General features: G+C 38.0%; 25 protein-coding genes and 1 riboswitch. Of the genes, 18 read left to right on the top strand and 7 right to left on the bottom strand.

Features of this window, described 5'->3' with window-relative positions:
• Positions 1-40 precede the first annotated feature (40 nt).
• From QNI15_RS06285 to QNI15_RS06265, 5 genes are all read right to left on the bottom strand, one after another.
• A complete protein-coding gene (locus tag QNI15_RS06285; RefSeq protein WP_314031059.1) occupies positions 41-1,279 on the bottom strand; it encodes an adenylate/guanylate cyclase domain-containing protein in 1,239 nt (412 codons plus the stop codon).
• A gap of 87 nt (positions 1,280-1,366) precedes the next feature.
• Positions 1,367-2,035 carry a lipoprotein signal peptidase gene (locus QNI15_RS06280; protein ID WP_313985817.1) on the bottom strand — a complete coding sequence of 223 codons (669 nt, stop codon included), beginning with the start codon at positions 2,033-2,035 and terminating at the stop codon, positions 1,367-1,369.
• Between the two features lie 146 nt (positions 2,036-2,181).
• A complete protein-coding gene (locus QNI15_RS06275) occupies positions 2,182-3,210 on the bottom strand; it encodes a pyridoxal phosphate-dependent aminotransferase (RefSeq protein WP_314031058.1) in 1,029 nt (342 codons plus the stop codon).
• 3 nt (positions 3,211-3,213) lie between these two features.
• Complete coding sequence (locus QNI15_RS06270) at positions 3,214-4,689, bottom strand: cobyric acid synthase (protein WP_314031057.1); 1,476 nt, start codon at positions 4,687-4,689, stop codon at positions 3,214-3,216.
• Complete coding sequence (locus tag QNI15_RS06265) at positions 4,686-5,543, bottom strand: GHMP family kinase ATP-binding protein (RefSeq protein ID WP_314031056.1); 858 nt, start codon at positions 5,541-5,543, stop codon at positions 4,686-4,688. The genes QNI15_RS06270 and QNI15_RS06265 overlap by 4 nt, the downstream gene beginning before the upstream one ends.
• A gap of 58 nt (positions 5,544-5,601) precedes the next feature.
• On the opposite strand from QNI15_RS06265, the gene QNI15_RS06260 reads away from it, so the two are divergent.
• From QNI15_RS06260 to QNI15_RS06195, 14 genes are all read left to right on the top strand, one after another.
• Complete coding sequence (locus QNI15_RS06260; protein WP_314031055.1) at positions 5,602-6,927, top strand: cobyrinate a,c-diamide synthase; 1,326 nt, start codon at positions 5,602-5,604, stop codon at positions 6,925-6,927.
• A 20-nt stretch (positions 6,928-6,947) separates the two neighbouring features.
• Positions 6,948-7,919 (top strand): adenosylcobinamide-phosphate synthase CbiB, encoded by a 972-nt coding sequence (gene cbiB / locus QNI15_RS06255; RefSeq protein WP_314031054.1) that lies wholly within the window; start codon positions 6,948-6,950, stop codon positions 7,917-7,919.
• Between the two features lie 19 nt (positions 7,920-7,938).
• Positions 7,939-8,134, top strand: a riboswitch (cobalamin riboswitch).
• A gap of 123 nt (positions 8,135-8,257) precedes the next feature.
• Positions 8,258-9,067, top strand: a complete 810-nt coding sequence (locus tag QNI15_RS06250) for a HoxN/HupN/NixA family nickel/cobalt transporter (protein WP_314031053.1) — start codon at positions 8,258-8,260, stop codon at positions 9,065-9,067.
• Between the two features lie 9 nt (positions 9,068-9,076).
• The gene (locus QNI15_RS06245; RefSeq protein ID WP_314031052.1) at positions 9,077-9,919 is read left to right on the top strand and encodes an NAD-dependent epimerase/dehydratase family protein; all 843 of its coding nucleotides are present in this window, start codon (positions 9,077-9,079) and stop codon (positions 9,917-9,919) included.
• Positions 9,894-10,871, top strand: coding sequence for a sirohydrochlorin chelatase (locus QNI15_RS06240; protein ID WP_314031051.1), 978 nt, complete (start codon positions 9,894-9,896; stop codon positions 10,869-10,871). The genes QNI15_RS06245 and QNI15_RS06240 overlap by 26 nt, the downstream gene beginning before the upstream one ends.
• 21 nt (positions 10,872-10,892) lie before the next feature.
• Positions 10,893-11,600: a precorrin-2 C(20)-methyltransferase gene (cobI, locus tag QNI15_RS06235; RefSeq protein ID WP_314031050.1), complete on the top strand. Its 708-nt coding sequence runs from the start codon at positions 10,893-10,895 to the stop codon at positions 11,598-11,600.
• Entirely contained in the window at positions 11,597-12,973 is a 1,377-nt protein-coding gene (gene cobJ, locus QNI15_RS06230; protein WP_314031049.1) for a precorrin-3B C(17)-methyltransferase, read from the top strand. The genes cobI and cobJ overlap by 4 nt, the downstream gene beginning before the upstream one ends.
• Positions 12,970-13,617, top strand: a complete 648-nt coding sequence (gene bluB / locus QNI15_RS06225) for a 5,6-dimethylbenzimidazole synthase (RefSeq protein ID WP_314031048.1) — start codon at positions 12,970-12,972, stop codon at positions 13,615-13,617. The genes cobJ and bluB overlap by 4 nt, the downstream gene beginning before the upstream one ends.
• Before the next feature lie 6 nt (positions 13,618-13,623).
• The gene (gene cbiE / locus QNI15_RS06220; RefSeq protein ID WP_314031047.1) at positions 13,624-14,811 is read left to right on the top strand and encodes a precorrin-6y C5,15-methyltransferase (decarboxylating) subunit CbiE; all 1,188 of its coding nucleotides are present in this window, start codon (positions 13,624-13,626) and stop codon (positions 14,809-14,811) included.
• Positions 14,811-16,646 carry a precorrin-4 C(11)-methyltransferase gene (gene cobM, locus QNI15_RS06215; RefSeq protein WP_314031046.1) on the top strand — a complete coding sequence of 612 codons (1,836 nt, stop codon included), beginning with the start codon at positions 14,811-14,813 and terminating at the stop codon, positions 16,644-16,646. Before cbiE ends, cobM begins: the two co-directional genes overlap by 1 nt.
• Before the next feature lie 3 nt (positions 16,647-16,649).
• On the top strand, positions 16,650-17,408 hold the full coding sequence (gene cobK / locus QNI15_RS06210; protein WP_314031045.1) for a precorrin-6A reductase: 759 nt from the start codon (positions 16,650-16,652) through the stop codon (positions 17,406-17,408).
• Complete coding sequence (locus QNI15_RS06205; protein WP_314031044.1) at positions 17,405-18,499, top strand: cobalt-precorrin-5B (C(1))-methyltransferase; 1,095 nt, start codon at positions 17,405-17,407, stop codon at positions 18,497-18,499. The genes cobK and QNI15_RS06205 overlap by 4 nt, the downstream gene beginning before the upstream one ends.
• Before the next feature lie 103 nt (positions 18,500-18,602).
• Positions 18,603-19,244 carry a hypothetical protein gene (locus QNI15_RS06200; protein WP_314031043.1) on the top strand — a complete coding sequence of 214 codons (642 nt, stop codon included), beginning with the start codon at positions 18,603-18,605 and terminating at the stop codon, positions 19,242-19,244.
• Between the two features lie 130 nt (positions 19,245-19,374).
• Positions 19,375-20,469: a GNAT family N-acetyltransferase gene (locus QNI15_RS06195; RefSeq protein WP_314004151.1), complete on the top strand. Its 1,095-nt coding sequence runs from the start codon at positions 19,375-19,377 to the stop codon at positions 20,467-20,469.
• A gap of 2 nt (positions 20,470-20,471) precedes the next feature.
• Here QNI15_RS06195 and QNI15_RS06190 read toward each other — a convergent pair whose 3' ends face one another.
• On the bottom strand, positions 20,472-21,053 hold the full coding sequence (locus QNI15_RS06190) for a hypothetical protein (RefSeq protein ID WP_314004154.1): 582 nt from the start codon (positions 21,051-21,053) through the stop codon (positions 20,472-20,474).
• A gap of 136 nt (positions 21,054-21,189) precedes the next feature.
• Here QNI15_RS06190 and QNI15_RS06185 point away from each other — a divergent pair, with 136 nt between their 5' ends.
• Positions 21,190-22,851: a beta-N-acetylhexosaminidase gene (locus QNI15_RS06185; RefSeq protein WP_314031042.1), complete on the top strand. Its 1,662-nt coding sequence runs from the start codon at positions 21,190-21,192 to the stop codon at positions 22,849-22,851.
• Positions 22,852-22,918: 67 nt separating this feature from the next.
• Here the strand turns inward: QNI15_RS06185 and QNI15_RS06180 are convergent, their stop codons facing one another.
• Entirely contained in the window at positions 22,919-23,401 is a 483-nt protein-coding gene (locus tag QNI15_RS06180) for an NUDIX hydrolase (protein WP_314004160.1), read from the bottom strand.
• 186 nt (positions 23,402-23,587) lie between these two features.
• On the opposite strand from QNI15_RS06180, the gene QNI15_RS06175 reads away from it, so the two are divergent.
• From QNI15_RS06175 to QNI15_RS06165, 3 genes are all read left to right on the top strand, one after another.
• Positions 23,588-25,009, top strand: coding sequence for an ATP-dependent DNA helicase (locus tag QNI15_RS06175; protein WP_314004163.1), 1,422 nt, complete (start codon positions 23,588-23,590; stop codon positions 25,007-25,009).
• A 68-nt stretch (positions 25,010-25,077) separates the two neighbouring features.
• Positions 25,078-25,644 (top strand): DUF1573 domain-containing protein, encoded by a 567-nt coding sequence (locus QNI15_RS06170; RefSeq protein ID WP_314004165.1) that lies wholly within the window; start codon positions 25,078-25,080, stop codon positions 25,642-25,644.
• A 190-nt stretch (positions 25,645-25,834) separates the two neighbouring features.
• A complete protein-coding gene (locus QNI15_RS06165) occupies positions 25,835-26,965 on the top strand; it encodes a glycoside hydrolase family 18 protein (protein ID WP_314031041.1) in 1,131 nt (376 codons plus the stop codon).
• Positions 26,966-26,991: the final 26 nt, after the last annotated feature.

The raw sequence follows: 26,991 nt of genomic DNA, 5'->3' as shown, positions 1-26,991 counted from the left end.
ATACTAACACTTGTTTCCCATTCGCAATAGAAGTCAGATACTATGCTTCTACTTTTATTTTGTTATTTTCTTTTTTAAAGGAGTCTTTTAAAGATTTCACACCATATAATCCCACAGACTGATTCTTGCCACGAAGGTTATAATGTCCAAGATCAACTGTGTAGAAAAGTTCTGTTGGTTGTAATTGTGAGAATACCCGTTCAGATAGTAATAACTCTTGCTGCAATTCTCTACACAAATCTAACATTCGTGAAGCAGTATTCAATACATCGCCATGGAATGCAATCTCTGATTTTATTTTTCCAACCTCGGCAGCGATAACAGACCCTGAATGTAAACTACCTTTGAATTCTGGAACAATTCCATAGGTATCATAATAATACTCTCTGAAGTTTTCAATTTTCGTTTTCGCATCCAGAAATGCTCTTACACAGTGATTATTTTTAAAACCTTCTGATACCTCCCACGAAACTACTACTTCATCTCCTACATATTGGTATACCTCTCCTCCCTGACGATCTATAGGATCACTAATATCGTAGTAAAAATCCTGTAAAAACTCACTAAACTTCAGTTCGCCCATTGATTCAGCAATTGTTGTTGAATTCTTAATATCCAGAAATAGAAATACTCTTTCCTGACGTTGCGCCTGATGATACTTACCTGTGACCAGGTTCATAAGCGAATTCTTTCCAAGCTTCCTGTCTAATGTTAAATAGACATTTACAAACATCTCTAATACTAATGTAACTATTAAAAATTCAAAAAATTGTCTTGTATAAAAATCTTCAAAGTTATCGACAAAGATGGAATATGGAAATAACCAGGATATCTTCAAAACATAGGCAACGGAAAATATCACATGAAATATAACGGTTAGAATCAAAGTGAGACGTAATGTCTTAAATATAACATAAGTCCAAAATCGCCTCCTGCGAAATATCATTCGAAATTCAGAAGCATGAGCTTCAAAATTAGCGAGTATATACCCAGCTGGCAAACTCACAAACAGAGAACTGATAATAGGTTGCCAGGACCATCCTTTTGAATATATCGCATAAATCAAAAAGACAAAAACAGTTTCCCGAATAACAAACCGTTTATTCTTGGGAACTCTCAACCAGTCTCTCCAGGTATAGCCTGATAATTCTTTTACTACATTCTCAGGAACATCCTGACCAAACCTTCTTAATTGTTTTGTATAGCTCATCTCATCAATCTGCAAAAAGTAAAAAATAGCAACAACACCTCTTACTATCGGGTATAAAATTTTAGCCATAGAACTAAATTACATCTATAAGTAAAATAGACGCGATTTAGTTCTATGGCTAAGTGGTTTGTATACTAAATGAAAATAATACTGTCCTCAAACAGCCGTTGTGGATTCTGTAGAGCCAGTATTAGAGTTTGTTTCGTTCTCTGAAGTCACTTCCAACGAGTTTTCTTTTGGATTTTCTGTCTCCTGTTGATGTGCAAAAAACGTACGCTGCATCACAAGAATAATAGCAACACCTACAAAAATAGAAGAATCGGCAATATTAAAGATAGGCCAGAGAGAGGTCTCTACTCCCCCCCATAGTGGCACCCATGAAGGAATTGTTCCTCTCCACAGATCAAAATAAAACATATCAATTACTTCTCCATGAAACCAGGGTGTGGGAGCATTAGGAGTAGTCAAATCAAAAAGAACACCATAAATAGTGCTATCAATCACGTTACCAATAGCGCCACCTAATATAAGAGACGTACACCATAGCAGACCTTCATTTACACCTTTTTGTGCCAGATAATACAGATAGTAGCCTATCCCAACCATAGCAAACAAACGAAATACACTTAAAACCAGCTTTCCATACTGATGATCAAGTACAATTCCAAAGGCCATTCCCGGGTTACGGGTATAGTGTATCTTAAACCAATCACCAAACACAGAAAACTCTTCTCCAAGATACATGGTATGGTGTACAAGCATTTTAACAGCCTGATCAAGGATAATTACACCCAAACTAAGCAGAAAGTATTTGTAATATTTCACTTGTTTCTGATCTACTAAATAAATAATTATCTTCCTGTATTATAAGAATTCGGGCAAAGGTACAGATTAGACTTTCAATTTGAAAACAATATCTTTACAGAACACAAAAATAAGGAACTATCAATAGTAGCAATTACATCATTTCTCTATTTTCCAGAATCCAACCATTGTTTTAAAGCATTAATCAAAAGTTTATTTTTGTTTTCGCCCTGACTGGCAATACGAAAATGTTGTGATGTAAGACTTCTGAAGTTAGAAGCATCCCGTATCAAAAGCCCATGTTGTTGTATCAGATAGTTTTTTAATACAGCAGATGTTTCCCTTCCGGTTCGGCACAGGAAGAAATTTGTATGAGATGAAGTTATCTCTATACCAGGTAATATGGCTAATTCATCTTGTAACTGTTTGGTTTCAGACAAAATATCACTCAAAGGGAGAATAAAGTCCTCCTTACGATTGAGGATAAATATACCAGCCTCACTAGCTAAACTATTCACAGACCATGGCATTTTAACTGAAAGAATCTGTTTAACTAATGTGGAGTCTGAAACCAGATATCCCAAACGCAAACCAGGAATACTGTAGACTTTTGTCATAGACCGAACCACAATTACATTTCGATATGTCTGAGTAAAACGCAGACAGGATTGAATGGAATGCGTAAAATCTATGTACGCCTCATCGACCATGAAGGTAGTCTGAGGATTTGCTATAATCCACTCTTGCAACAAATCTTGTTCCATTACAGCTCCTGTTGGATTATTGGGGTTACAGATGAAGAACAAATCTGTTGTTAAGCGTGAAACGGAATGAAGATTATCCCAATGCAAAAACTCCAGTTGTATGTCATTGGCGTTACAGGCATCTTCATATTCGGCAAACGCTGGAATAACTATAGTAGCAGACTTCCTTCTAAATGCATGAGCAATAAGATAAAAAGCCTCTGTAGCACCATTGGTGACGATCAACTGATCTGTTACTACAGCATGTGTTGAAGCTAATAGGTTAGTCAGCCGCTTTGCATCTACCTCCGGATAGCTTTTTACACTTGTTAATACAGTAACCAGATGATTTTTTAAGGAATCGGGAAAACCATCATAAAACACATTGGAACTGAAGTTGGCAACAATAGGAGTTTGATATAAATATCCATCATCTCCGTGACCATTTAACATATATCAGGATTGAAGCTGTTGGTAAATGTAAGCAATGTCTATATGAGTACGTAAGTGTTGAGCCAGTCGATCATATTGTTGTTCTTTATAGGCTTTTGTATCAATGAATTCAGATACAATATGATCTTGGGTAAGATACCTACTAAGTATATCGTCTATGACGATTTTATTATCCAGTATGCCATGTATATATGACCCCCAACATATATCTGAAAGCCAGTACCCATCCGTTTGTCCAGATAGCGAACTGGTCAGAGGCTTGCTCTTCTCTGTTTCAGAAATACCCATATGGATTTCATAGCCCTCACATAGTTCATGGCGGGCTTTATATCTGAACTGACATTGTCTAGTAATCTTTTCAGCAGTTAGTGTTGTATGTACAGGTAATAAACTTAAGCCTGGCATCGTTTCTATTTCTCCTTCTACATGTAGTGGGTCATTGACTGTTAATCCCATCATCTGGTACCCACCACAAATTCCTACTACAGTTTTATTCTGATAAAATGCACTAACAATGACTTGTGCCACCCCGCTGTTTTTAATATCAATCAGATCTGCAATAGTATTCTTACTACCTGGAAGGATTATAATATCAGCCTTTGCTATTTCTAATGGATCATGACTATAAAACAGGTGTACACGATCATCTCTTTCCAAGGCACTGAAATCGGTATAGTTAGATAGTCTTTTCAATAACACCACTACCACATTTACTTTCCCTTCTTTCTGACGGAATTGCTTTTGTTGTAATGCTACCGAATCTTCCTGCTCAATATCCATGCCTTTTAAATAAGGAACGACTCCTACAACCGGAATTCCACATAGCTCTTCTATTTTTTTACGACCATCCTCAAACAATCGGCTGTCGCCTCTGAATTTATTAATGATTACTCCTTTGATCAACGCTTTCTCCTCTGGAGGCAGTAAAGCAATCGTTCCATAAATGCTGGCAAATACTCCTCCTCTATCAATATCAGCAATCAGGTATGTATCTGCATTGGCATACAAAGCCATACGCATGTTTGTAATGTCTCTGTGTTTCAGATTAAGTTCTGAAATACTTCCAGCTCCTTCCATCACAACTGGATTGTATTTCTGAGATAACCTATCATAGGCAGCAACTACCTCTTTAAATAATTCCTGTTTATTATTTCCCATGAAATAATCATAAGCGGATTGATTTCCTGCTGGCTTCCCGTTAAGAACTATCTGAGAACTCTTTTCACTGGATGGTTTTAAGAGCACTGGGTTCATATCTGTATGGCAGTCAATGCCACAGGCTTCTGCCTGTACTGCCTGTGCTCGTCCAATCTCTAATCCATCAGGTGTTGCATAGCTGTTTAAAGACATGTTTTGTGCCTTAAACGGTGCAGGGTTAAAGCCGTCTTGTTTAAAGATCCGGCAAAACCCAGTATTAATAATGCTTTTTCCAACATCAGAAGCCGTGCCCACAAACATAATGGGTTTAAGAACAGTCATAGATATTCAGAATAAATAGTTGTATTCCAATGTTTTTTAATCCAGGCAATAGCCTTTTTATGAATTTGCTGAAAGATTACTAAATCCATAATCAATCCCATGTAGGTACCACTATGGGCTATAAAAATTCCGCAATTATGTGTCTGAGCAAATTCATTCAGTAGATCAAAACCAGTTTTAGGCAAGATCTGATTATTGATTTGAGCACTTAGTTGTGTACATTCATAGAAAAGAGTATAATCTTGATTTTTGAAAGCTCTTTGCAGATTCTGTATTATTTCCTCGTATTTCTGCATTTGTACTTCAGAATAGTGAACAGATCGGCCAAAGCTAATAGTATCAACAGTTGAATCAAAATCTGTATCAAAGTAGAGAATACAGTAAGGAAGTTCGTTTAAACTCTTCATCACTGCTCCCTGAGAAGAGTCAAATACTATATTTCCTTCGTGTAAACAAGGGTCTGTTGGATCAACCTGAACGGCCAGTTGATAAAGAATCTCTGCTGTATAGTTAGTTTGATAAAATAAATTCAATGCACTCAAAACCCCGAGAATATCTGCTGAACTGGAGGACAACCCTTTTCCTTGTGGGATATTGGATGACTGTTGAATATGAACTATCTGCTCTTTAGATATATACGTATCTTTTGACAGGTAATCATAAAATACATGTATTGCCTGACAAGTTTTGGGTTTAAGAGAATCAGGTACAGCATTTTTACCATCACTACTAATCGTTGTACTAGTATAAAACAGCTGCGACGATTTATTACTCACCAGAAACCGGGTACCATCCGGAAGCATCCCCTGAATAAGTTCTCCCGGTTTGGCATATACTTTTGTGTTAACAGACATTCAATTGTTATAGCAAATGAAAAAGCAGGTACTGGAATAAAACTTCTATCTTTGAGGTATGAAACCTCAATTTCTGATTGCCGCTCCATCCAGTAATAGCGGCAAAACTACACTAACACTTGGATTATTAAAAGCATTAAGTCTTAGAGGATATAAGGTACAACCCTTCAAATGTGGTCCTGATTATCTGGATACCAAACATCACACAGTGGCAGCCAGTCAGCAAAGTATCAACCTGGATGCATTTATGATGAGTCAGGAACATATTCACTCTCTATATAGACGGAATACGCAAAATGCAGATATAGCTGTAGTGGAAGGAGTTATGGGGCTTTTTGATGGTGCATACAAAATGCAGGGCAGTAGCGCAGAAATGGCAATATTATTGGATCTTCCAGTTATTCTGGTTGTCAATGCCAAAGCCATGGCTTACTCAGTTGCACCTTTACTGCATGGATTTAAGACATTTGATTCCCGGCTTACAATTGCAGGAGTGATTTTCAACTTTGTTACTACAGAAAGTCACTATCAGTTTTTAAAAGAGGCTTGTGAAGACGTAGGACTTGAAAGTTTGGGTTATATTCCTGCCAATCCGGAAATAAGTATACCATCCCGTCATCTGGGACTTTCAGTTTCTACTGAACACAATTATTCGGAAATAATAGAAAAAGCAGCTCTACATATTGCAAAAACTGTACAAATAGATCGATTAGTAGATCTTTGCACTAGTTCAATTTCAACTACTCAGACTTCACCTGCCCATACTCCCAATACAGCTTCTCTAAAAATAGCAGTTGCACAAGATGAAGCTTTTAATTTCACCTATCCGGAAAATCTTGAAGTCCTAAAGCGATTAGGACAAGTCACTTTTTTTAGCCCATTACGTGATACCATTCTACCTGAAGCAGATTTGATCTATCTGCCTGGAGGTTATCCGGAACTACATTTAAAAGAGCTATCAGAAAACATATCTTTAAGAAATGCTTTATTGGCTTATTGTCAAAATAACGGTTATGTATTGGCAGAATGTGGAGGTATGATGTATCTGGGCAAAGCTATTAGTAATGCAGAAGGCAAAGAATATCCGATGACTGGGTTTCTGGATATTACTACATCTATGCAGCATGCAAAACTTTCGTTAGGATATCGATCTATATACCATAATGATAATATATACAAAGGACATGAATTCCATTACTCAATAATGACTACAGCCAATGAAAGTACAACAGATGTTCAGGTCAAAACAGCACGTCAGAGAGATATAGATGTACCTGTATATAGAAAAAATAATGTACTTGCTTCCTATATTCATTTTTATTGGGGAGAGGATTGTAGTTTGCTCTATGATCTGGTAGGCATCAAGAATCTTTATACTCATTGACTTATACAGAATAATTTTACATGTCACCCTTCTATTTAGTAGTTCTAATTCCTTTGTGGATTGGCTATTTGCTTGACTTATGTCTTGGCGATCCACGATGGCTTCCGCATCCTATTCGATTCTTTGGCAATCTGATTTCTCATGGAGAAAAACTTCTCAATACAAACTCCTTTCGATTAGTAAAAGGGACACTCCTAACAACTACCCTATGTGTAAGCACATTTTTGTTTTTTTATTGGGTGATAAAACTCCTTTATTCTATACACCCTGTACTCTATTACATCTTCTCTTCAGTATTTCTTTTTTATGGTCTTGCCAATAAAAGCCTTTTACAGGAGGGAAAAGAAGTTTTTGATCAACTCAATACAAAGGGGTTGGAAGCAGGTCGTAAACGTTTGTCGTGGATTGTGGGGAGAGACACAAGTCAACTGAATCCAAACCAAATACGTACTGCAGTCTGCGAAACACTATCTGAAAATCTGAGCGATGGTGTAATTGCACCTTTATTTTATTATGCATTAGCCGGAATTCCAGGTATGATGACATACAAGATGATTAATACACTGGATTCTATGATTGGCTATAAAAACGACAAGTATTTTTACTTTGGAAAAGTTGCAGCTCGTCTGGACGATATAGTAAACTTTATACCTTCACGACTCACTGCATTATTGATGGTGCTGGTGACATTTAATACACGTGGACTTCAGTTTATTTTCCAATATGGTCATAAACATGCCAGTCCCAACTCCGGCTATCCGGAAGCTGCATTAGCAGGTATTTTGGATACGAGATTTGGCGGCCCGAATGTTTATCATGGTACACTTGTTGAAAAACCTTTTATTGGTCATACTGTCAGAGATATTACCCATAACGAATTCTATCGAATCTATTATATTAATCATGCAACCACACTTCTATTTCTACTTATTATTAGCCTTACATATTATATTTTGAATAGATTGGATATACAAATACACTGGTTTTTGTAAAAATCTAAAACAGATAGCTATCTTTACAACCACAAACTGGTTCTTCAGAATAATTTTCTAAAGATTAAAAGGGAATCCGGTGTAAGTCCGGAACAGTACCCGCTGCTGTAAGTTCATTTTACTCGTTTTTAACATCTCTGGCCACTGTGAAATCTTCATGGGAAGGCGTTAAAAGCTGAACAAGTCAGAAGACCTGCCGTTTGTGCAATCCATCCTGCTTCGGGAAAAAAGCAGAAGAGAGAGATGTATGGGCGTTGTGTGCCCAATCCCCTCTTAGTTTCTATATCCCTACAGGTTTGGAGTCAGACTTACTGTTCACTCTAAATTTGTTACTCTTTATGTTGGAAATTACAGGGAATCATGTTTCCGGATTACTTTTACTTTTCGTATTAGGCTTGAGACATGGACTTGACCCTGATCACATTACTGTTATTGATGGATTTACTTACCGCCTTCATGAAACCAAAAGCCGTTGGGCTCGCTGGGTAGGAACTCTGTTTACATTCGGTCATGGACTTATGGTTACTGGAATTGCTTTATTCCTTAGCTTACTGCGGAACAGTTTTGAAGTACCCGAATCTCTCAACTTATTAATTGAATGGGTTCCATTGATTATGTTGGTCATAATTGGTATTTCCAATGTCATTAATCTCACTCAAAAAAAAGAGGTAAAGACAGTTAGTCTACGTAAATGGTTACTCCCTACATCACTTACCTCCCATCTGAATCCATTCTCTATCATTTTGACTGGAATTATATTCGGATTCATCTTTGATACCTCTACTCAGATAGCGGCTTTTGGCTATGCAGTTTCTGCTTCTGACCAATGGGTTTATGCAGTTATTGGAGGTTGTGTATTTTCAGGAGGTTTGATGCTTACAGGTACTTTCGACTCTCTTTATCTTAGCAAATTACTCCAGAAGTTTGATCAGAAACGGATTCGCAACCATCGCTTTAAACTCAATCTATTGATTACATTCATGTGTTTTGCAATTCCCGCCTACAAATTAAGCTGTATGGTTAATCCTGCACTGGAACTTGATGATTTCCAAAACAATGTAGTGGGACTTATATTTATAGGTTTGATCGCATTGTTGTATATCGACCTTTACATCCGATACAAAATACATAGTAGAACAGCCCACTAATTTCATCAGATGAATTCATTGACTATCAGTATACTTGGTTGTGGCTGGCTGGGATTACCCCTGGCAGAACATCTCTTACAAAAAGGCTATCATATCAAAGGATCGACCGCAACAACTGCTGATATAGAAAAATTAAAACATCGAAATATTATTCCTTATCATCTTGAAATCACAGATCAACGTATTTTATGTGATGATCTTGCTGGATTTTTGTCCTGTGATATTTTGATTGTCTGCTTTCCACCATCTCGCAGAGAAGACATTGAACACTATTATCCAGCTCAGATACAGCAATTAGTATCTGTTTTGAAAACATCATCTGTGAAACATATTTTATTTATTAGTTCCACTTCTGTATATCGGGATACCAATCGGGAAGTGACAGAGGGAGAAGCACAATTAGCAGAACGAGGAAGTGGCAAAGCATTACATCTGTCAGAAGATCTTTTACAAAGTCAGTTTTCAACTACCTGTCTACGGTTTGGAGGGCTGATCGGCTATGACAGAATGCCGCATCATTATCTACACAAAAAGAAGCTGGTTACAGATGCTCACACTCCATTGAATCTCATTCATCGAGATGATTGTATCCAACTAGTTGAAAAAATTATTGACAAAAATGTATGGGGAGAGGTATTGAACGCCTGTGCAGATACCCATCCTACACGAAAAGAATTTTATATGACAGAGGCAACTGTATATGGATTATCTTTGCCTGAATTTTCAGACGAAACAGCAACAGGCTATAAAATCGTCCGTTCTGACAAAATCAAACAAAGGTTAGATTACACATTTATCTATCCGGATATTCTGGCCATTTCAGCCATTGAAAAAAGCATCAACAAATACTAAATCTATTAACCTGTCAGTAGTGAAAAGAGGAATATTACTTTGTGGACACGGCAGTCGTGATAAAGAAGGCATTGAAGGCTTCAAGGAACTGGTGTTACTACTTAAACACCGTTATCCGGATCGTATAGTGGATTATGGCTTTCTGGAATTTTCTCATCCGGTATATGCAGCGGCAGTGGAGCGGATGTATCTGGAAGGAGTCCGTGAAATTACGGCTGTGCCTGCCATTTTATTTGCCGGAGGGCATGCCAAGAACGATATTCCTTATGAGATGAATAGCCTGCAACAACAATATGAAGGCTTAACGATCAAGCTAGCCAGTCATATAGGCATCACTCCATCCATTCTCCAACTGGCAAAGAAAAATATTGAAATTCTGGAAGCTCAGCATCCACAAACAGATCGCAAAGAAACCTGTCTGCTGGTGGTCGGAAGAGGTACCTCTGATCCAGATGCGAATTCAGATGTGGTAAAGCTTATGCGTATGTTATGGGAAGGGATGGGATTTGGATTTGGAACTACAGCCTATATTGGTGTAACAACACCTTTGCTCAAAGACACCCTGCCTTTGCTGGAACGTTTGCCTTTCCAACGTGTGGTAGTACTTCCAATCTTTCTTTTTACCGGAGTACTTTTAAAACGAATTTACGAACAGATAGATACCTTCAATAGCACCTCAGAGAAAGAATTTCTCTATACCAGTTCCTTTGAAACAGATGATCTGTTGCTCGAAGCCTTAAGTGAACGCATTACAGAAGCAGAAAAAGGAAGTCCTAATATGAACTGCCAGTTGTGTAAATACCGTACACAGATTATTGGCTTTGAAAATGAGGTAGGAAAAGAACAGGTTGGGCATCACTTAGCAGTAAAAGGAATCCTTTTTGAAGAGGATGAGAAAATTGCAGAGAAAAAAGGGATTCTCTCTGGTGTAAAAAAGATTCTGGGCATTTAAGTAAAAACCGACACTAACTCATTGAAAAAAGGAAAGATATATGGTGTTTCACTGGGTCCAGGAGATCCGGATTTGATTACAGTAAAAGGGCTGCGATTGTTACAAACAGTGGATAGAATTTACTATCCAGGCTCTGTAACCGAAGAAGGTACGACAACCAGTTATTCTCTTCCTATTCTGAAAGCGTATGATCTGGATGAAAACAAACTGACAGGAATGTTTTTGAAGATGTCGGATAACCGGAAGGATGCCCAACAAACTTATTCCAACACCTTTCAGCAAATGCTAGCTGACTATCAGAATGGCCTGCACGTTGCCTTTGTCAGTGAAGGAGATATTTCCTTTTACAGCACCTTCTCTTATTTGTTAACCCACATTCAACAGCATCAGTTGGAGGTGGAAATCGTCGCAGGTGTCCCTTCATTTCTATTAGGGGCAGCAGAACATCAGGTTCCACTGGCACTCCTCACTGAAAAAATCATCATTCTGCCTCGCATGAGCAATACCTTACAACTACAACAATATCTTTCTGATTTTGAAACGGTAGTCTTGATTAAAGTCAGAAGTATTTTGCAGGAAATAGCTTTGGTTATTCAACAACAAACCGTAACCCTTTGCTATTGCGAACATCTGGGAACAACACGCCAATTTATCAGTACATCGCTGGACGAAATTCTGAAACGCGAGATTCCTTATTTTTCATTGCTCATTCTCAAAAAAAAAATATGAAGTTAAGTGTTGTAGGCATTGGTCCGGGTGACAAAGATTATATTTTACCTATAGCCCAGCAAGTACTATCAGAAGCGGATATTGTGATTGGTTATAGTTACTACTTTCAGTTTATTGAACATTTACTCAAACCAGGCTGCGAATGTATTGGTAAAGAATTAAGCGAGGAAGAAGCCCGAGCTCAACTGGCAGTTGAAAGATGTGAGGATGGCAAACATGTAGCGGTTATCAGTTCCGGAGATGCAGGCATTTATGCGATGGCCTCTCTTGTCTATGAGTATGCCCGTTTGTCTGTAAATAAGGATATTGAACTTCAAACTATTCCAGGTATCAGTGCTTTTATTGCATCAGCAGGTAAACTGGGAGCTCCACTGGGTCATGACTTCTGTTGTATTTCATTATCTGATCTGATGACTCCCTGGAGTACCATTGAAAAACGTATTTTAGGAGCAGCAATGGGTGATTTTGTTACCTCAATCTATAATCCCCGCAGCAAAAAAAGATTCTGGCAGTTGGAGCGATTTCGTGAGATATTTCTTCAACACAGAAACCCGGATACACCTGTCGCGATTATCCGACAGGTTACACGACCAGATGAACAGATTACATTGACTACTCTGGAAAAAATGGATACCAGTTTAGTAGATATGTTTTCACTGGTGATGATAGGCAATTCTCAAACATACACGTTTCAAAACTTTCTGGTTACTCCACGAGGGTATCTATCCCGCAAACCACACACAGGACAACAGATACAAGACGAAAGCTTCCGTCAGATACAACAACAGTTAAAACGTACAGATCTTCATCCAGCCGATCAATGGGCTGTTATTCGTTGTATCCACTCAACGGCAGACTTTGAATATGAAAACCTGTATGAATCTTCTTTGGAGGCTATGACTCAATGGAACCTCTATCTAAAACAAGGTGGAACCATTGTCACAGATGTTACGATGGTACAAGCTGGTATTACCAAAGCCTTTACACAACAATACAAAACCCAGGTTATTTGTTATCTGAATGACCCTCGTGTTGAAGAGTTATCCATCCAAGAAGAACTAACTCGCAGTCAGGCTGCTATGCGAATTGCTACAGAGGAACATCCCACTGCCTTATTTGTAGTAGGCAATGCTCCCACTGCCTTGTTTGAGCTTTGTGATCAGTTGATTGACCAAAAGATTAAGCCTGCGGGCATTATTGCCGCTCCTGTAGGTTTTGTTAATGTAGTAGAGTCCAAATTAAAGCTAAAAGCTATTCCTACTGTTCCTTATGTTCTGATAAAAGGGCAAAAAGGAGGAAGTAATGTAGCAGCAAGCATAGTCAATGCAGCATTTACACTTGATTCATTTTACCAAACGGATACAGGTATATGACAGAAGGAAAACTATTTAGTCCGGAAGATGTACAATTGCTGGAAGAGATTATTCTTAACCGCCGGGATGTAAGAGGAAATCGGTTTCTGGATAAACCATTGGGAGATGATACTCTGGACAAACTCCTAATGGCAGCCCTGCATGCCCCTTCGGTTGGATTCTCACAACCCTGGGAGTTTGTCATCATCAAAGATGAGACTGTTAAAAAGCAGATTCGGGAAAGCTTTGAAGAAGAAAATGAAAAGGCAGTCCAGTGCTTTTCGGATGAAAAACAGAAACAGTATATCAAGTTAAAATTGGAGGGTATTCTGGAAGCGCCTGTGAACATTGCCATTTTCTACAAACCATCCGCAGAAGTGGTGCTGGGTCAGACCAGCATGAAGGAAGCGGGGCTGTATAGTGTAGTCTGTGCGATTCAGAATATGTGGTTAATGGCACGAGCACTTAATATTGGATTAGGTTGGGTAAGTATTCTTGACGCAGAAAAAGTAAAACAAATCCTATCTGCCCCAGCATCCAATCAATTGATAGCATATTTGTGCCTGGGGTATGTAGACAGATTTTTCACACAGCCTGAACTGGAAACCCTACAGTGGGAAAAACGCAAAGAAAAAGATAAAGTAGTTTTTTACAATACCTATTGAGAGCAGGTGGCAGATTATATTGTAATAGGACTAGGAAACTCTACTGAGTTTAGATTACAGGAAGATATACTGTCCTGTTTGTCATCTCATACTATTTTCTCAGGAGGCAAACGACACTATGCATTGGTCAAAGATAAGCTCCCTCCTATTCATCAATGGATTGATATTAAAGGGGATATGGAAGGTTTGTTCAAAGAGTTTCAATCTATTGATCAGACCATTGTCGTTTTTGCATCTGGTGATCCTCTGTTTTATGGATTCGCCAGCACTATACAAAAATTTGATCCCAAGGCAACCCTAAAAGTATATCCCTGGTTTAACAGCATTCAGCTTTTATGTCACAAGACACATACTCCTTACCATCAGGTTACTTCTGTATCTGTACATGGTAGGTCCTGGGATGAATTGGATACGGCCTTGCTTTATGGATTCCCACAGATTGGAGTACTCACCGATGCACAGAAGGCACCGGCGTCTATTGCACAACGAATGTTGGATTATCGGTTTGATAACTATACAATGATACTTGGTGAAGCTTTGGAAAGTACTAATGAGCAGATTAGAACTCTGACTCTGGAAGACGCTATTCATACTACAGCTCATCCATTAAATTGTATTTTACTTAAACAAACAAAACCGAAACCAAAATCTTTTGGTATCCCGGATTCATCATTTGCCTACCTGGACAACCGTCCAAATATGATTACAAAAATGCCTGTGCGTATGGTAAGTTTATCTCAACTTGACCTGTCTATACGCCACTCTTTGTGGGACATTGGATTTTGTACAGGATCAGTAGCCATTGAAGCACGATGTCGTTTTCCTCACCTGCAAATAACTGCTTTCGAAAAGCGCCCAGAATGTGACCAATTATTTGAGGTAAATACCCGCACACATTCAACACCCGGAATTGCTAAAGTAATGGGCGATTTTCTTGAGATAGATCTGAGTATACTTCAACAACCAGATGCAGTGTTCATAGGAGGACATGGCAATAGATTAGAAGAACTTATTCTAAAAGTCGATACCTGCCTGCAACCCAAAGGACGTCTTGTAATGAATGTAGTTCAACAAGCAAGTAAAACAAGTTTTATACAAAGCATTCAAAAACTCAAGTATGTGTTGCTGCCAGAGATGACCATTCAGGTAGATGAACATAATCCGATTACCATTTTAGCCGCTGAAAAACCCTAATGAACCGAATAGCTATTATTGCCAGCACAGACCGGGGAGTAACTCTGGGACTTATAGTACAAAAAGAGTTTCAGAAATCTGCTCTGGTATCTACACGTCCTTCCGAAAGAACTGAAGTACAGTCAATCACTTCTATTGCAGATTTTCTGCAAACCTCTTTTCACTCTTTTGATGCATTTATTTTTATTGGAGCTTTGGGAATTTGTGTTCGTAGCATTGCTCCGTATATTCAGGATAAGAAAGAAGACCCGGCCATCGTCAATATAGATGATCATGGAAAGTTTGCCCAATCTGTTCTTTCCGGACATATAGGAGGAGCGAATGAACTCACCCATAAAATAGCAGCTATTACGGGAGCTCAGCCTGTGATTACGACCTCTAGTGATATCCAGAACATCTGGCAGTTGGATACCTTAGCCAATCAATTTAGGTGGAAAGCAAGAACAACAAGTAGCCTTACTACATTAATCTCATTGTTTGTCAATAATAAACCAACTGCAGTCTTACTGGATATTAAAGACCCAGGCACAACCTATTTGGAAAAAAACAAACCCGATTTTGTTGACTTTTATTATGACTACCTGCAGATTGACTTTAGTCAATACGAACTTTTCATAGCAGTAACCTACAAAGTATATAATTCATCTCTGCCAACCCTACTCTATCATCCTCAGGTTCTACATGTAGGAATGGGATGTTCAAGAGGTATTGAAACTCATCTAGTGGAAGAATCTTTCAGGGATCAACTATTTCAACATCAGATAGCCATCGAGTCCATTAAATCACTTGGATCTATTGATATTAAATATGATGAAGAAGCATTTATTCAACTAGCACAAAAACTAGAGATTCCATTTTTTACCTGGACTGCAGATCAACTCAATACCCAACAAATTAAAAATCCGTCAGAAACGGTTCGTGAAAAGCTGGGAGTAGACAGCGTGTCGGAAGCATCTGCCATGTTATCAGCCAGGAATCAGGATCTGTTGCTGGAAAAACAAAAGATCACAGTAGCTTCTGGAAAAAAATATACACTTGCGCTGACTCTGGATAAGACAGCCCAACGAAAAGCGATGATTGCCATCATTGGAGCAGGTCCTGGAGATCCTGAACTAATTAGTGTTAAAGGCAAACAATTACTGGAGCAAGCAGATTTAATCTTATACGCAGGTAGCCTGGTACCAGAAGAATTACTTACCTATGCCAAGCCTGATACAATCATACGAAATTCAGCCAGTATGAACCTTGAGGAACAGATTGAATTGATGGTAGCCTATTATTCCCAAGGTAAAATGATTGTAAGGTTGCATTCGGGAGACCCATCTATCTATGGAGCTATTCAGGAACAGATCAGTATATTTGAGGAAAGAGGCATGGATTACTTTATTGTCCCTGGTATCTCAGCTTTTCAGGCAGCGGCAGCTTACCTGAAATCAGAATTTACGATTCCGGAAGTAGTTCAAACCATTATATTAACTCGGGGTGAAGGTAATACACCTTTACCAGAACACGAAAAACTCAACGAAATGGCACGTCATAAAGCTACCATGTGTATCTTCCTGAGTGCAACTATTGCTAAAACTGTCCAGGCTCAGTTGCTTGAACATTATTCGGAAGATACTCCTATTGCCATTTTATACCGGGTTACATGGAAGGATGAAGAAGTGTACACAGGTACCTTGAATGAACTTGCAGCAATCATTCGGGAACACAAACTTACCCGAACTGTTCTGATCATTGTAGGTGTAGCCATCGGAGCCCGCCAGAACCGATCTCAATTATATCATCCTGAACATAAGCATATTTTCAGGACTGGAAAACCTGTAAAACTGTAAAAAATGATTCTGTTATTTGGAGGAACAACCGAAGGCAAACGAGTTGCGCATTATCTGAATACAGCTCAGTTGGATTACATCTATTCAACAAAAACAGCTATTGAGTTTGAAGGACATCCAAATGCCCAGTACAGATATGGAGCATTTACAGAAGATGACCTTGCTACATTTATAGATGAAAAAACTGTGAAACTAATTTTGGATGCCAGCCATCCTTTTGCATCCCAATTACATCAGACAATTGCAGAGGTCGCATTCAAGCGTTCCATTCCAGTTATTCGTTTTGAACGGGTATATTTTGAAAAAGTCATTCATCCTAAAATTCATTATGTATCCTCCTTTGAGGCTGCTATTGAAAAATTGTGTCAGCTGGAATGCTATCATTTACTTGCACTTACAGGTGTTCAAAGTATTGTTCCTTTGAAACCGTACTGGTTTGAAAAACAGGTTACGTTTCGGATTTTACCAAGAGAGAGTTCTATTCAACAAGCTCTACAAACAGGACTGGCTGAGAAAAATATTCTGACAGAAATGCCTGGACAGGGTACAACACAGGAGATACAGTTGATACAAAATCTGAGAGTTGATTGTATACTTACTAAGAATAGTGGAGAATCCGGTTTTTTGTCGAGTAAAATAGAAGCCGCAATTCAAACCCAAACCAATTTAATTATTGTTGAACGACCGACAGTACCTGAATCGTTTCAAATTGTATACACAGAACAGGAACTAGCAGAGCAGTTAAAGACATTGTATTTATGAGTTTGCAGCCCATTCCTTCTGGACCTTTACGAACAGGCTATACTACTGGATCTTGTGCAACGGCCTGTGCAAAAGCTGCTTTGCTCGCATTGATTAAACAAACATCAGTGCAACAAGTAGATATAGAACTACCAATAGGAGAAACAGCCTCTTTTCGAATGAACTCTTGTCAATATTCACTCTTATCTGCTAGCTGTAGTACAATTAAAGATGCAGGTGACGACCCGGATGTTACACATGGAGCAGAAATAGGTTGCAAGGTTAGCTGGAACAATAACAATGAGATTATATTCTTACGGGGAGAAGGAGTAGGTATTGTAACACTTCCAGGTCTGGCTATTGACATTGGAGAGCCAGCAATTAATCCTGTTCCTCGTCAGATGATGATCAGAGAAGTGAGCCAGGTTTTACAAAGTCAGAATATAGTGAAGGGCGTGAATCTGGAGGTCTTTGTCGTTAATGGCTCAGAACTGGCAAAAAAAACGTTAAATGCTCGTCTGGGCATTATAGGGGGGCTTTCCATACTTGGTACAACGGGTATTGTCAAACCATTCTCTGCCTCTGCTTATATTGCCAGTATTGAACAGGGAATAGATGTAGCCCTTGCCAATGGCTGTACAGACTTAATTATTAATTCTGGTGGACGTACAGAAAAGCAGCTGAAAAAACGCTATCCACATTTACCTGGCTATGCATTCATTCAATATGGTAACTGGATTGGAGAAACTCTCCAAAAAATAAAAATGACTCCTGTGTCTAAAGTTGTCATGGGAATTATGCTAGGCAAAGCGGTAAAGCTTGCCAAAGGAGATTTCAATACACATAGTGATCAATCGTCCTGGGATAAAGATTTTATCATCAGAGTTGCCACAGAGAGTGGATACCCATCGGCAATCTGTTCACAGATTCAGGAACTAACAATGGCACGAAGGCTCACGGAACTATTTCCATTTACAGAAAATGAACCATTTTATCAAACACTTTGCAGCTACTGTTATCAGCAATGTATCTCTGTAATTCCAGAAGTTAGCTTTTCTTTTTTATTATTTGATGCGAATGACCAAATGATTTCTTATCATTTACACTACTAATATATTCTCATTTCATTCTCTAATTTATAGTATCACGTTGATTACACCATTGCTTTTTGATTCAATACTACTCGGTATACAACATTCGTTTGAACCTGACCACATGGCAGCCATTTCAGTGCTGGCATCCGAAAAAACCAACCAAAGAATGAGTCTGGCAAAGCTTATCTGGAGATCTTCTCAATGGGCTCTTGGACATTCTGTCTCCCTAATTCTTTTTAGTTTTTTTGCCTTACTCCTGAAAGCCATCTTTCCTATTTATATTTCATCTTATGCTGAAATAGCGGTTGGTCCTGTTATGATTTGGCTTGGCGTTTCTGCCATTCGCCGAAACCATCAGCTAAAAGAAATGATGGCTAGCCATAAAGCTATTCCAGATCACCTACACATTACCAATGCATTGCATATTCATGGAAAACAAGGTGATGAGATTGCCATGAATCCTTTGAGTCGTTCATTTTGGATAGGTATGTTACATGGGCTTGCAGGTACAGGAGGAGCTTGTACTGTAGCATTGGTTCTGGCATCTAAAGATACATCTGTTGCTATGCTTGTCATTCTATTGCAGAGTATAGGTATCCTCTTCTCTATGACAATTTATAGTTGTGTATTAGCTTTTTCTGTTTCAAGATTCATTGAACGTAACCAGTTTGTCTTTAAACTAATTAATGCTCTTGTGGGTTTATTCTCAATAGGGATCGGCTGTGTATGGATTTTCAACACACTGCAGGAATTTTTCGCCTGATTTACAGACGCTGATATTCATTGTATGTTTTACACTGTTTTTCTTTATTGTTAAGAAAGAAAAGATTTGTAAATTGATAGGCACATCTGGAAACTATGACCAGATAGTTAGATAAAATACCGCTTAATTTATGTTTGCAGAAGCAAAGTACCCTGAAAAAATAGATCCGGAAGAATTAGATAATTATCTTGAACAGGGTTGGTTTCGCATGGATCAAACCATATTTACCACTAACTTTCTGAATGTCAACAACAAGATATTCAGTGCAATTTGGTTACGAGTAGAATTACAAGACTTTGTGCCCAGCAAAACACAGCAGAAACTGCTGAAACAAAACGCCAGATTTCAGGTTTCTATCCAGAAAGCCTCTCTCACAGAGGAAAAAGAATCCTTGTTTGCTCGTTATAAACAAGGTATTTCGTTTGAAGCATCCTCTTCTCTTCATTACCTCTTATATGGTAACTCCAGTGATACAAAATCTATTTACAATACATACGAAATAACTATGTATGATGGAGATGTATTAATAGCCGCAGGTTTTTTCGATATAGGAGGTAGAAGTGCAGCAGGTATCAACTCTTTTTATGATCCTGCCTATAAAAAATATAGTCTGGGTAAATTTCTGATTTATCAAAAGATGATTTACTGCCAGCAACTTGGCTTGCAATACTTTTATCCCGGATATTTTGTTCCCGGATATTCTGTGTTTGATTATAAACTGGACGTCGGCAAAAAGTCCCTCCAATATTTACAAGTCCATACACAACAATGGGCACCCATTGAGGAATTTGAACACCAGCTTACTCCTTATCAGCAAATGCAGTTCCAGTTACAGTTACTACGAACAGCATTGAATGAAATGAGAATAGATGGAAAAATATGGCAATACAAGTTTTTTGATGCAAATCTATATCCGGACTTTGCAGAACTTCAGCTTTTTGATTTTCCTTTATTTCTGGATTGTTTTGAGGCTTCAAATCCCAATATTATCCCTGTCATTATTTACGATATAAGAGATCAGCGCTATCACTGGCTTCATTGCAGAGCTGTGGGAAAAAATTCTATTCCGGAAATCATGCCTTCTATATATGCAGCCTATCTATTAAAGATAGAAAGCGAAATATTTTCAGCAGAAACACCACTAGAACTGGCAGGTGTCCTCAATGCCCGTATAATGCCCGTAAGCCATGAAATAAGTAATGAAAACATGTCTGCTCTCTCTTAAGTTTATAAACATACTCTTTCAAAAAATTGTAGTCCACTAAAATCTGCGGGTGAAAACCCATAAAAGAAAATTCTATCAGGTATAGAACCCTGATGAATAATTCCTTTATGGGTTATTATATCATAAAAGAAGTTTGTATCATCTGGATCATCACATAAAACAGGAATTTTCCATCCCCATGGCTTCCAGTTTGGATCTAGTGTATTATCAATCCACTCAAAGTTGAAAGCAACAGGATTAAAATAATATCCTGTTACATCTACCTCATCTCCTTCGGTTGTGATGGTAACTATATTGCTTGCAGTTTTTATCATTCGGGAATGATAGGTAGTATGAACATTTAAAGCGATCCACTGAGAACTTAAGCGCATTGAAGTCAGGGTAGCAGTGTAAAAAGCAAATAACTCTCTGACATATAATCCAAAATGTTCAGCATGAGTTGGCGCCTTTACGTCATTTATCTGTATTATAGTCTGAGGAGTACTTATACCTATTTCCGATTGTATTTTTAGATAAGCTGCTTTTATTGATTCAGAATCTGCAGTTTCCCAGCCAGATGATCGAATAGCAAGTTGATTACTCATAAATCAATTATATTTTACCCAAATTTTGTTTCTAAAATTTTTTCCTTTCTTTTCTTATAAAAGAAAAAATAATTAATAATTATTCTGATATTTAGGCAAGTATTTCTCGTCTACGTTATATCTATCTTCTTACTAAATGAAAATTACATACTTACTTTCATTCCTCATAGCAATCGGAATGTTAAGTAGTTGTACCTCCAAGCAGGAAAAAGCAACTACAGCCACATCAGCAGTCATTTCTATTATTCCTAAGCCAGTGAAACTGCAAAAAGGAGAAGGCTCTTTTTTGATAAACAATGATACAAAAATACTAGTAGATGCAGGAAATGAAGAATTAAAGAAGATTGCACAAACACTTGCCGATCAGTTTCAGAAAGCGGGTAATCTTACCATCAAGGTAGAGGAAAATACAGGAAATACAGATAACAACATCGTGTTTACACTGAAAACACCTCAGGATTCTCTTGGTAAAGAGGGATATACTCTTTCTGTAACAGACAAAGGAGTAACTCTGAAAGCCAATCAAGCCAATGGTATTTTCTATGGTTATCAAACTATTCGCCAGTTGCTTCCTACAGCCATTGAAAGCTCTGGTACCGTGAATAGTATTACCTGGAGCCTCCCTGTAGTCGAAATTACCGACATACCTCGATTTGTATGGAGAGGTCTTCATCTGGATGTTTCCAGACACTTTATGCCGAAAGAGTTTGTCAAGAAATACATTGATCTTCTGGCATTTCATAAGTTAAATACCTTCCATTGGCACTTGACAGATGACCAGGGATGGCGTATTGAAATCAAAAAGTATCCTAAACTGACAGAAATTGGAGGTTGGCGTAAAGAAACATTAATTGGGCATGCAGGTGAAAAAGTGGAACGATTTGATGGCAAACGGTATGGAGGTTTCTATACACAGGAAGAGATCAAAGAAGTAGTTCAATATGCAAAAGAGCATTATATCACAGTTGTACCAGAAATTGAGATGCCAGGACACGCAATGGCAGCTATCGCCGCTTACCCTGAACTTGGTGTAACAGGAAAGCCCGTTGAAGTTGGTACGAAATGGGGGGTATTTCCAGATATTTTTAATGCAGAAGATAAAACATTCTCCTTTCTGGAAGATGTGCTGTCTGAAGTTATTACGCTATTCCCAAGTGAATATATTCATGTAGGTGGTGACGAAGCGATTAAAGATTATTGGAAGACATCACCTGTGATTCAGAAAAAAATCAAGGATCTTAAATTAAAAGACGAACACGAATTACAAAGTTATTTTATTCAGCGTATTGAGAAGTTTTTAAATGCAAAAAGCAAAAAACTAATAGGCTGGGATGAAATTTTGGAAGGAGGTATTGCACCGAACGCAACTATTATGTCATGGAGAGGTATAGAAGGTGGCATTGCAGCAGCAAAAGCACACCACAATGCCATCATGACTCCAGGAGACTTTGTATATTTTGACCATTATCAAGGTCCAGAAAAAACTGAACCACTGGCTATTGGAGGCTTCCTACCATTAACCAAAGTATACTCTTATGAGCCTGTTCCTGCTGAACTATCAGCCGAAGAAAGCAAGTACATTCTTGGAGCACAGGCAAATCTATGGACTGAATATATAGAAACCCCTGCACATGCAGAATATATGGTATTTCCCAGGGCTAGTGCTTTAGCTGAAGTTGTATGGTCACCTAAAGAGCAGAAAAACTGGGATGATTTTGCCAAACGTATTCCTCAACAACTGGAACGATATAAGTATCTGAATGTGAATTATGCTAAAACGGCATTTGATGGTAAGTAAATAAGAAAAGGCCTCATTTTAGATAAATGAGGCCTTTTCTATAAACCTTTCCTTTCAACCCTATATGTCAGATTTTTAACTGATAATATCCCCGAATAGCTAGCAATTCGTCTAAAGAAGAACAATATCTAAATAGATTATGTAGTTCTTCTTGTTGAAATCTATGAATTTCTTCAAAAGACAGGAACGCCACATCTTCCAATACTTGTTGCGCTAATTCGGGATCATATCCTTTACGTAAGACTCCACCCAAAATAGTTACACGAAAAAAAAGCTCAACCGCATGCAATGAATTTCCTGTAAATTCATTTACAAACATAAACTCTCCTACTTCAATCTTTAATCCTGTTTCCTCCTCAAATTCTCGAATCAATGTTTCAGGTGCTGTCTCTCCTACCTGCATTCCACCTCCGGGTGGACACCATAAATCTCCTGTCCGGGTCACATGACGCAGATTGACAAGCAATACCTTATCCTCCTGAATACAGATACCGCATACTCTGACTCGCAGTTGATTTCCAAATTTTTGCAATATTTCTTCTGACTGCATAATAGTATTAAAATGAGAATGCTATAATTAAAATAGTACTTTCCAAAGTTTTTCGTACCTTTACATTATTTCACAAACCATTACTAATGGTATAGATGAGAAATAATAGATAATTCTTCGTAAGAAAACAGGATCTCAGCAAATATAAATCCTCCCAGCTTAACACTTAACTATTTATTTTAACCAATGCCCGTTACTACTTCACTAGCAGAACTATTAAAACAGAAATTTCCTCATACTCCTACCCAAGGACAAGCGGAATTGTTTGAAATGCTGGACGAATTTATTGCTGACAAAGAAATACTACTTCCTGTCTTTCTTCTAAGAGGATATGCAGGAACAGGAAAAACAACGATTCTAAGTACACTCGTAAAGATTATCAAAAAGTTTGGGTACAAAACTATCCTTATGGCACCAACAGGACGTGCAGCAAAGGTAATGGCCCAATACTCTGGTAAAAAAGCCTGGACAATACATAAAAAGATATTCTGGCAGAAAACAGATGCTTATTCAGGCAATATGGTATTTGAACGCCAGCCTAACTATAATACCAGTACATTGTTTATCATAGATGAGGCATCTATGATTGATGATGAAGCAGACTTTATGGGCGGCAGAGGTTTGCTTGCAGAATTGATTGATTATGTATTTGAACATCCCTCCAATAAATTGTTGCTGGTAGGTGATGCCGCACAGTTACCTCCTGTAGGCAAAACCTTAAGTCCGGCTCTGGATAGCAGCTATTTACAGAGAACATATGACATTAGTGTACGCGAAAAAGAGCTTACAGAAGTAACTCGCCAAGGAGAGACATCAGGGATATTACACAACGCTACCTATATTCGTAATAGTCTCATTAATCTAAAACTAACAATAGAGTTACAAACTCGTGGGTTTAGAGACTGCTATAAAATGACAGGTGAACGTTTGGAAGATGGCTTGCGGTATGCGTATGATAAATTTGGCCGTGAAAATACTATTATCATCACACGATCAAACAAAACAGCTGTACAATACAACCAATATATACGTCGACAGATCAACTCTTCAGAAAGTGAAATTGATGCGGGAGATTTATTAATGGTGGTCAGAAATAATTACACAGTGTTGGGTGAAGATGCTCCGGCAGGGTTTATTGCGAATGGCGACTTTGTTGAAATAAAAAAAGTGAGAAGCTTTGAAGAAATGCATGGATTCCGCTTTGCCAATGTAGAACTAACATTGATTGACTATCCGGAATACCCATCGTTTGAGGCTAAGATCCTTCTGGATACACTACACACAGTAGCAGCAAGTTTAAGTTCTGAAGACAACAAAAAATTATATGATAGCGTCTTACAGGATTATACACATATTCCACGAAAAACAGAGCGAGTTGAAGCAATTCGGAAAGATCCTTACCTGAATGCACTACAGGTAAAGTTTGCTTATGCACTTACCTGTCACAAGTCACAGGGAGGACAATGGTCTGCTGTTTTCGTTGATCAGGGCTATTTAACGGATGAAAACCTTAATGCCGAGTTTTTACGCTGGCTCTATACTGCCATCACACGGGCAACGGAAGAGGTATATTTCATGAATTTTCATACAAAGTTCTTTAATAGTTGATTTAAAGTTGGTCTCTAAAAAAAATGGAATGTAATTTGTACTTAATCTGATATCTTACTGTTATTCTCATGCAAAAGAACCGAAGCATTCTCACTCTAAAAACTATTTTACTTATACTATCAGGTATTGTATGCATAGTATTTTCAGCAGAAGCTCAGAAAAGTAAGTACAAAGGGAAAGCAAAGCCTAAAAGCAAAGTTATATATAGTTCAAGAACATCTTCCAAATATCGTTCTAAAACAGCCTATCGTAAACCTACGCGCTCTAGCCATTTGGTTAGTTCCGTTATCGTCTCTAACCCAACCATAGTACGTAGTCAGGCGGCGTTTTCTTTTACTAGTCGCTGGTATGATTTCGGAGATGTTATTCAAGGTGAAAAAGTTACACATACTTTTCCATTCAAAAACACAGGCAAAGATCCTCTGATTATAAGTGTGGTTCAGCCAACTTGTGGTTGTACCGTAACAGAATGGACCCGCACTCCAATTCCTCCAGGGCAATCAGGTGATATTACGGTTACATTTGACAGTAAGTCTTCTCTTAACCAACAAAATAAAACCATCACGGTTGTATCGAATGCGGCAACCGGTAACGAACGTCTATATATCCAGGGTAACGTTCTTCCAAAGCGGTAGTATGGTACATATTAATTTTACAAACTGAAGCATTTGTAAAACTGAACCTCTAATTATCAGGTTATCCTGTTTAATACTTTTTGTTTTTCTCTCTAAAGCATAACTTTGATCGCAAGCTCTCAGAAATAATATACTTTATAGTATTTCTGCTGGTTTGTTATTTCCCAACCACTTCATTTTACCATTTAGTATGCATTATTCTTTTATCCGCTTCAGTACAATCTTTGTACTAGCAGGTTTATTATTTACATCTGCAACAATTCAAAGTCATCCACCTAAAAACAACTTTACTGTAATTGCCTACTATGCAGGTGGTACCAAAGACATTGATCAGTATCCTATTGAAAAATTAACACATATTATTTTCAGCTTTTTGCATCTGAAAGGAAATAAGTTCACTGTAGATAAAAAAGAAGATACGTTGACTATTCAACATCTGGTTGCACTTAAGAAACGTAATCCCAATCTGAAGATTCAGCTTTCTTTAGGAGGTTGGGGAGGCTGTGAGACATGTTCACAGGTATTTTCTACACCAGCAGCCAGACAAGAGTTTGCGGAGTCTGTTAAAGCGGTAATGATTTATTTCAAAACGGATGGTATTGATTTGGATTGGGAATATCCTGCGATAGAAGGCGTTCCTGGACATCAGTATCTTCCCGCAGATAAAGACAATTTCACAGATCTTGTACAACGCCTCCGCACAACTATGGGCAACAAATATGAGATTAGCTTTGCAGCTGGTGGATTTACTACTTATCTCGAACAGTCTATTGACTGGAAGAAAGTAATGCCTCTTGTAGATAGAGTAAACCTTATGACATATGATCTGACAAATGGTTACAGTACCACTACAGGACACCATACTCCTCTTTATTCTACAAGTGTCCAAAAAGAATCAACAGATAATGCAGTTAAATATCTGGAAGCATTGGGTGTACCCAAAAATAAGCTTGTAATTGGTGCAGCTTTTTATGGAAGAATTTTTGAGAATGTAGCTCCTGAAAACAATGGCCTGAATCAGAGTACTAAATTCAAGCAAGGCGTTGATTACAAAGGACTACCTGAATTTCTGGCAAAGAATAAAAACTTTCATTCGTTTTGGGATTCCACAGCTCAGTCTCCCTATATGTATGATGCTACACAAAAGCTTTTCTTTACCTATGATGATCCTCGATCTATTCAAATTAAAACCAAATATGCTCTTGATAAGAAATTAAATGGTATCATGTTCTGGGAATTAAATAATGATGTTCCCACAGGTGGCTTATTAGACGCAATAGATAAAACAGTAAAAGAATATAGTTCAACTAAAACAAAATAAATGAGAAAAGGCTTCTGCATACTCTA

The organism is Xanthocytophaga flava (assembly GCF_030068545.1).
Classification (GTDB): domain Bacteria; phylum Bacteroidota; class Bacteroidia; order Cytophagales; family 172606-1; genus Xanthocytophaga; species Xanthocytophaga flava.
Note: the sequence above shows the minus strand (reverse complement) of the source record. Positions and strands in the feature narration are given on the sequence as shown.

Coding starts and splice junctions, on each gene's coding strand:
- QNI15_RS06195 (WP_314004151.1), top strand. CDS start 19,375: ATGTTTGCAGAAGCAAAGTACCCTGAAAAAATAGATCCGGAAGAATTA.
- QNI15_RS06165 (WP_314031041.1), top strand. CDS start 25,835: ATGCATTATTCTTTTATCCGCTTCAGTACAATCTTTGTACTAGCAGGT.
- QNI15_RS06200 (WP_314031043.1), top strand. CDS start 18,603: ATGGCAGCCATTTCAGTGCTGGCATCCGAAAAAACCAACCAAAGAATG.
- cobK (WP_314031045.1), top strand. CDS start 16,650: ATGATTCTGTTATTTGGAGGAACAACCGAAGGCAAACGAGTTGCGCAT.
- QNI15_RS06190 (WP_314004154.1), bottom strand. CDS start 21,053: ATGAGTAATCAACTTGCTATTCGATCATCTGGCTGGGAAACTGCAGAT.
- cobJ (WP_314031049.1), top strand. CDS start 11,597: ATGAAGTTAAGTGTTGTAGGCATTGGTCCGGGTGACAAAGATTATATT.
- cbiB (WP_314031054.1), top strand. CDS start 6,948: ATGTCACCCTTCTATTTAGTAGTTCTAATTCCTTTGTGGATTGGCTAT.
- QNI15_RS06205 (WP_314031044.1), top strand. CDS start 17,405: ATGAGTTTGCAGCCCATTCCTTCTGGACCTTTACGAACAGGCTATACT.
- QNI15_RS06245 (WP_314031052.1), top strand. CDS start 9,077: ATGAATTCATTGACTATCAGTATACTTGGTTGTGGCTGGCTGGGATTA.
- QNI15_RS06250 (WP_314031053.1), top strand. CDS start 8,258: ATGTTGGAAATTACAGGGAATCATGTTTCCGGATTACTTTTACTTTTC.
- QNI15_RS06170 (WP_314004165.1), top strand. CDS start 25,078: ATGCAAAAGAACCGAAGCATTCTCACTCTAAAAACTATTTTACTTATA.
- bluB (WP_314031048.1), top strand. CDS start 12,970: ATGACAGAAGGAAAACTATTTAGTCCGGAAGATGTACAATTGCTGGAA.
- QNI15_RS06275 (WP_314031058.1), bottom strand. CDS start 3,210: ATGTTAAATGGTCACGGAGATGATGGATATTTATATCAAACTCCTATT.
- QNI15_RS06180 (WP_314004160.1), bottom strand. CDS start 23,401: ATGCAGTCAGAAGAAATATTGCAAAAATTTGGAAATCAACTGCGAGTC.
- QNI15_RS06265 (WP_314031056.1), bottom strand. CDS start 5,543: ATGTCTGTTAACACAAAAGTATATGCCAAACCGGGAGAACTTATTCAG.
- QNI15_RS06260 (WP_314031055.1), top strand. CDS start 5,602: ATGAAACCTCAATTTCTGATTGCCGCTCCATCCAGTAATAGCGGCAAA.
- QNI15_RS06185 (WP_314031042.1), top strand. CDS start 21,190: ATGAAAATTACATACTTACTTTCATTCCTCATAGCAATCGGAATGTTA.
- cobM (WP_314031046.1), top strand. CDS start 14,811: ATGAACCGAATAGCTATTATTGCCAGCACAGACCGGGGAGTAACTCTG.
- QNI15_RS06175 (WP_314004163.1), top strand. CDS start 23,588: ATGCCCGTTACTACTTCACTAGCAGAACTATTAAAACAGAAATTTCCT.
- QNI15_RS06270 (WP_314031057.1), bottom strand. CDS start 4,689: ATGACTGTTCTTAAACCCATTATGTTTGTGGGCACGGCTTCTGATGTT.
- QNI15_RS06285 (WP_314031059.1), bottom strand. CDS start 1,279: ATGGCTAAAATTTTATACCCGATAGTAAGAGGTGTTGTTGCTATTTTT.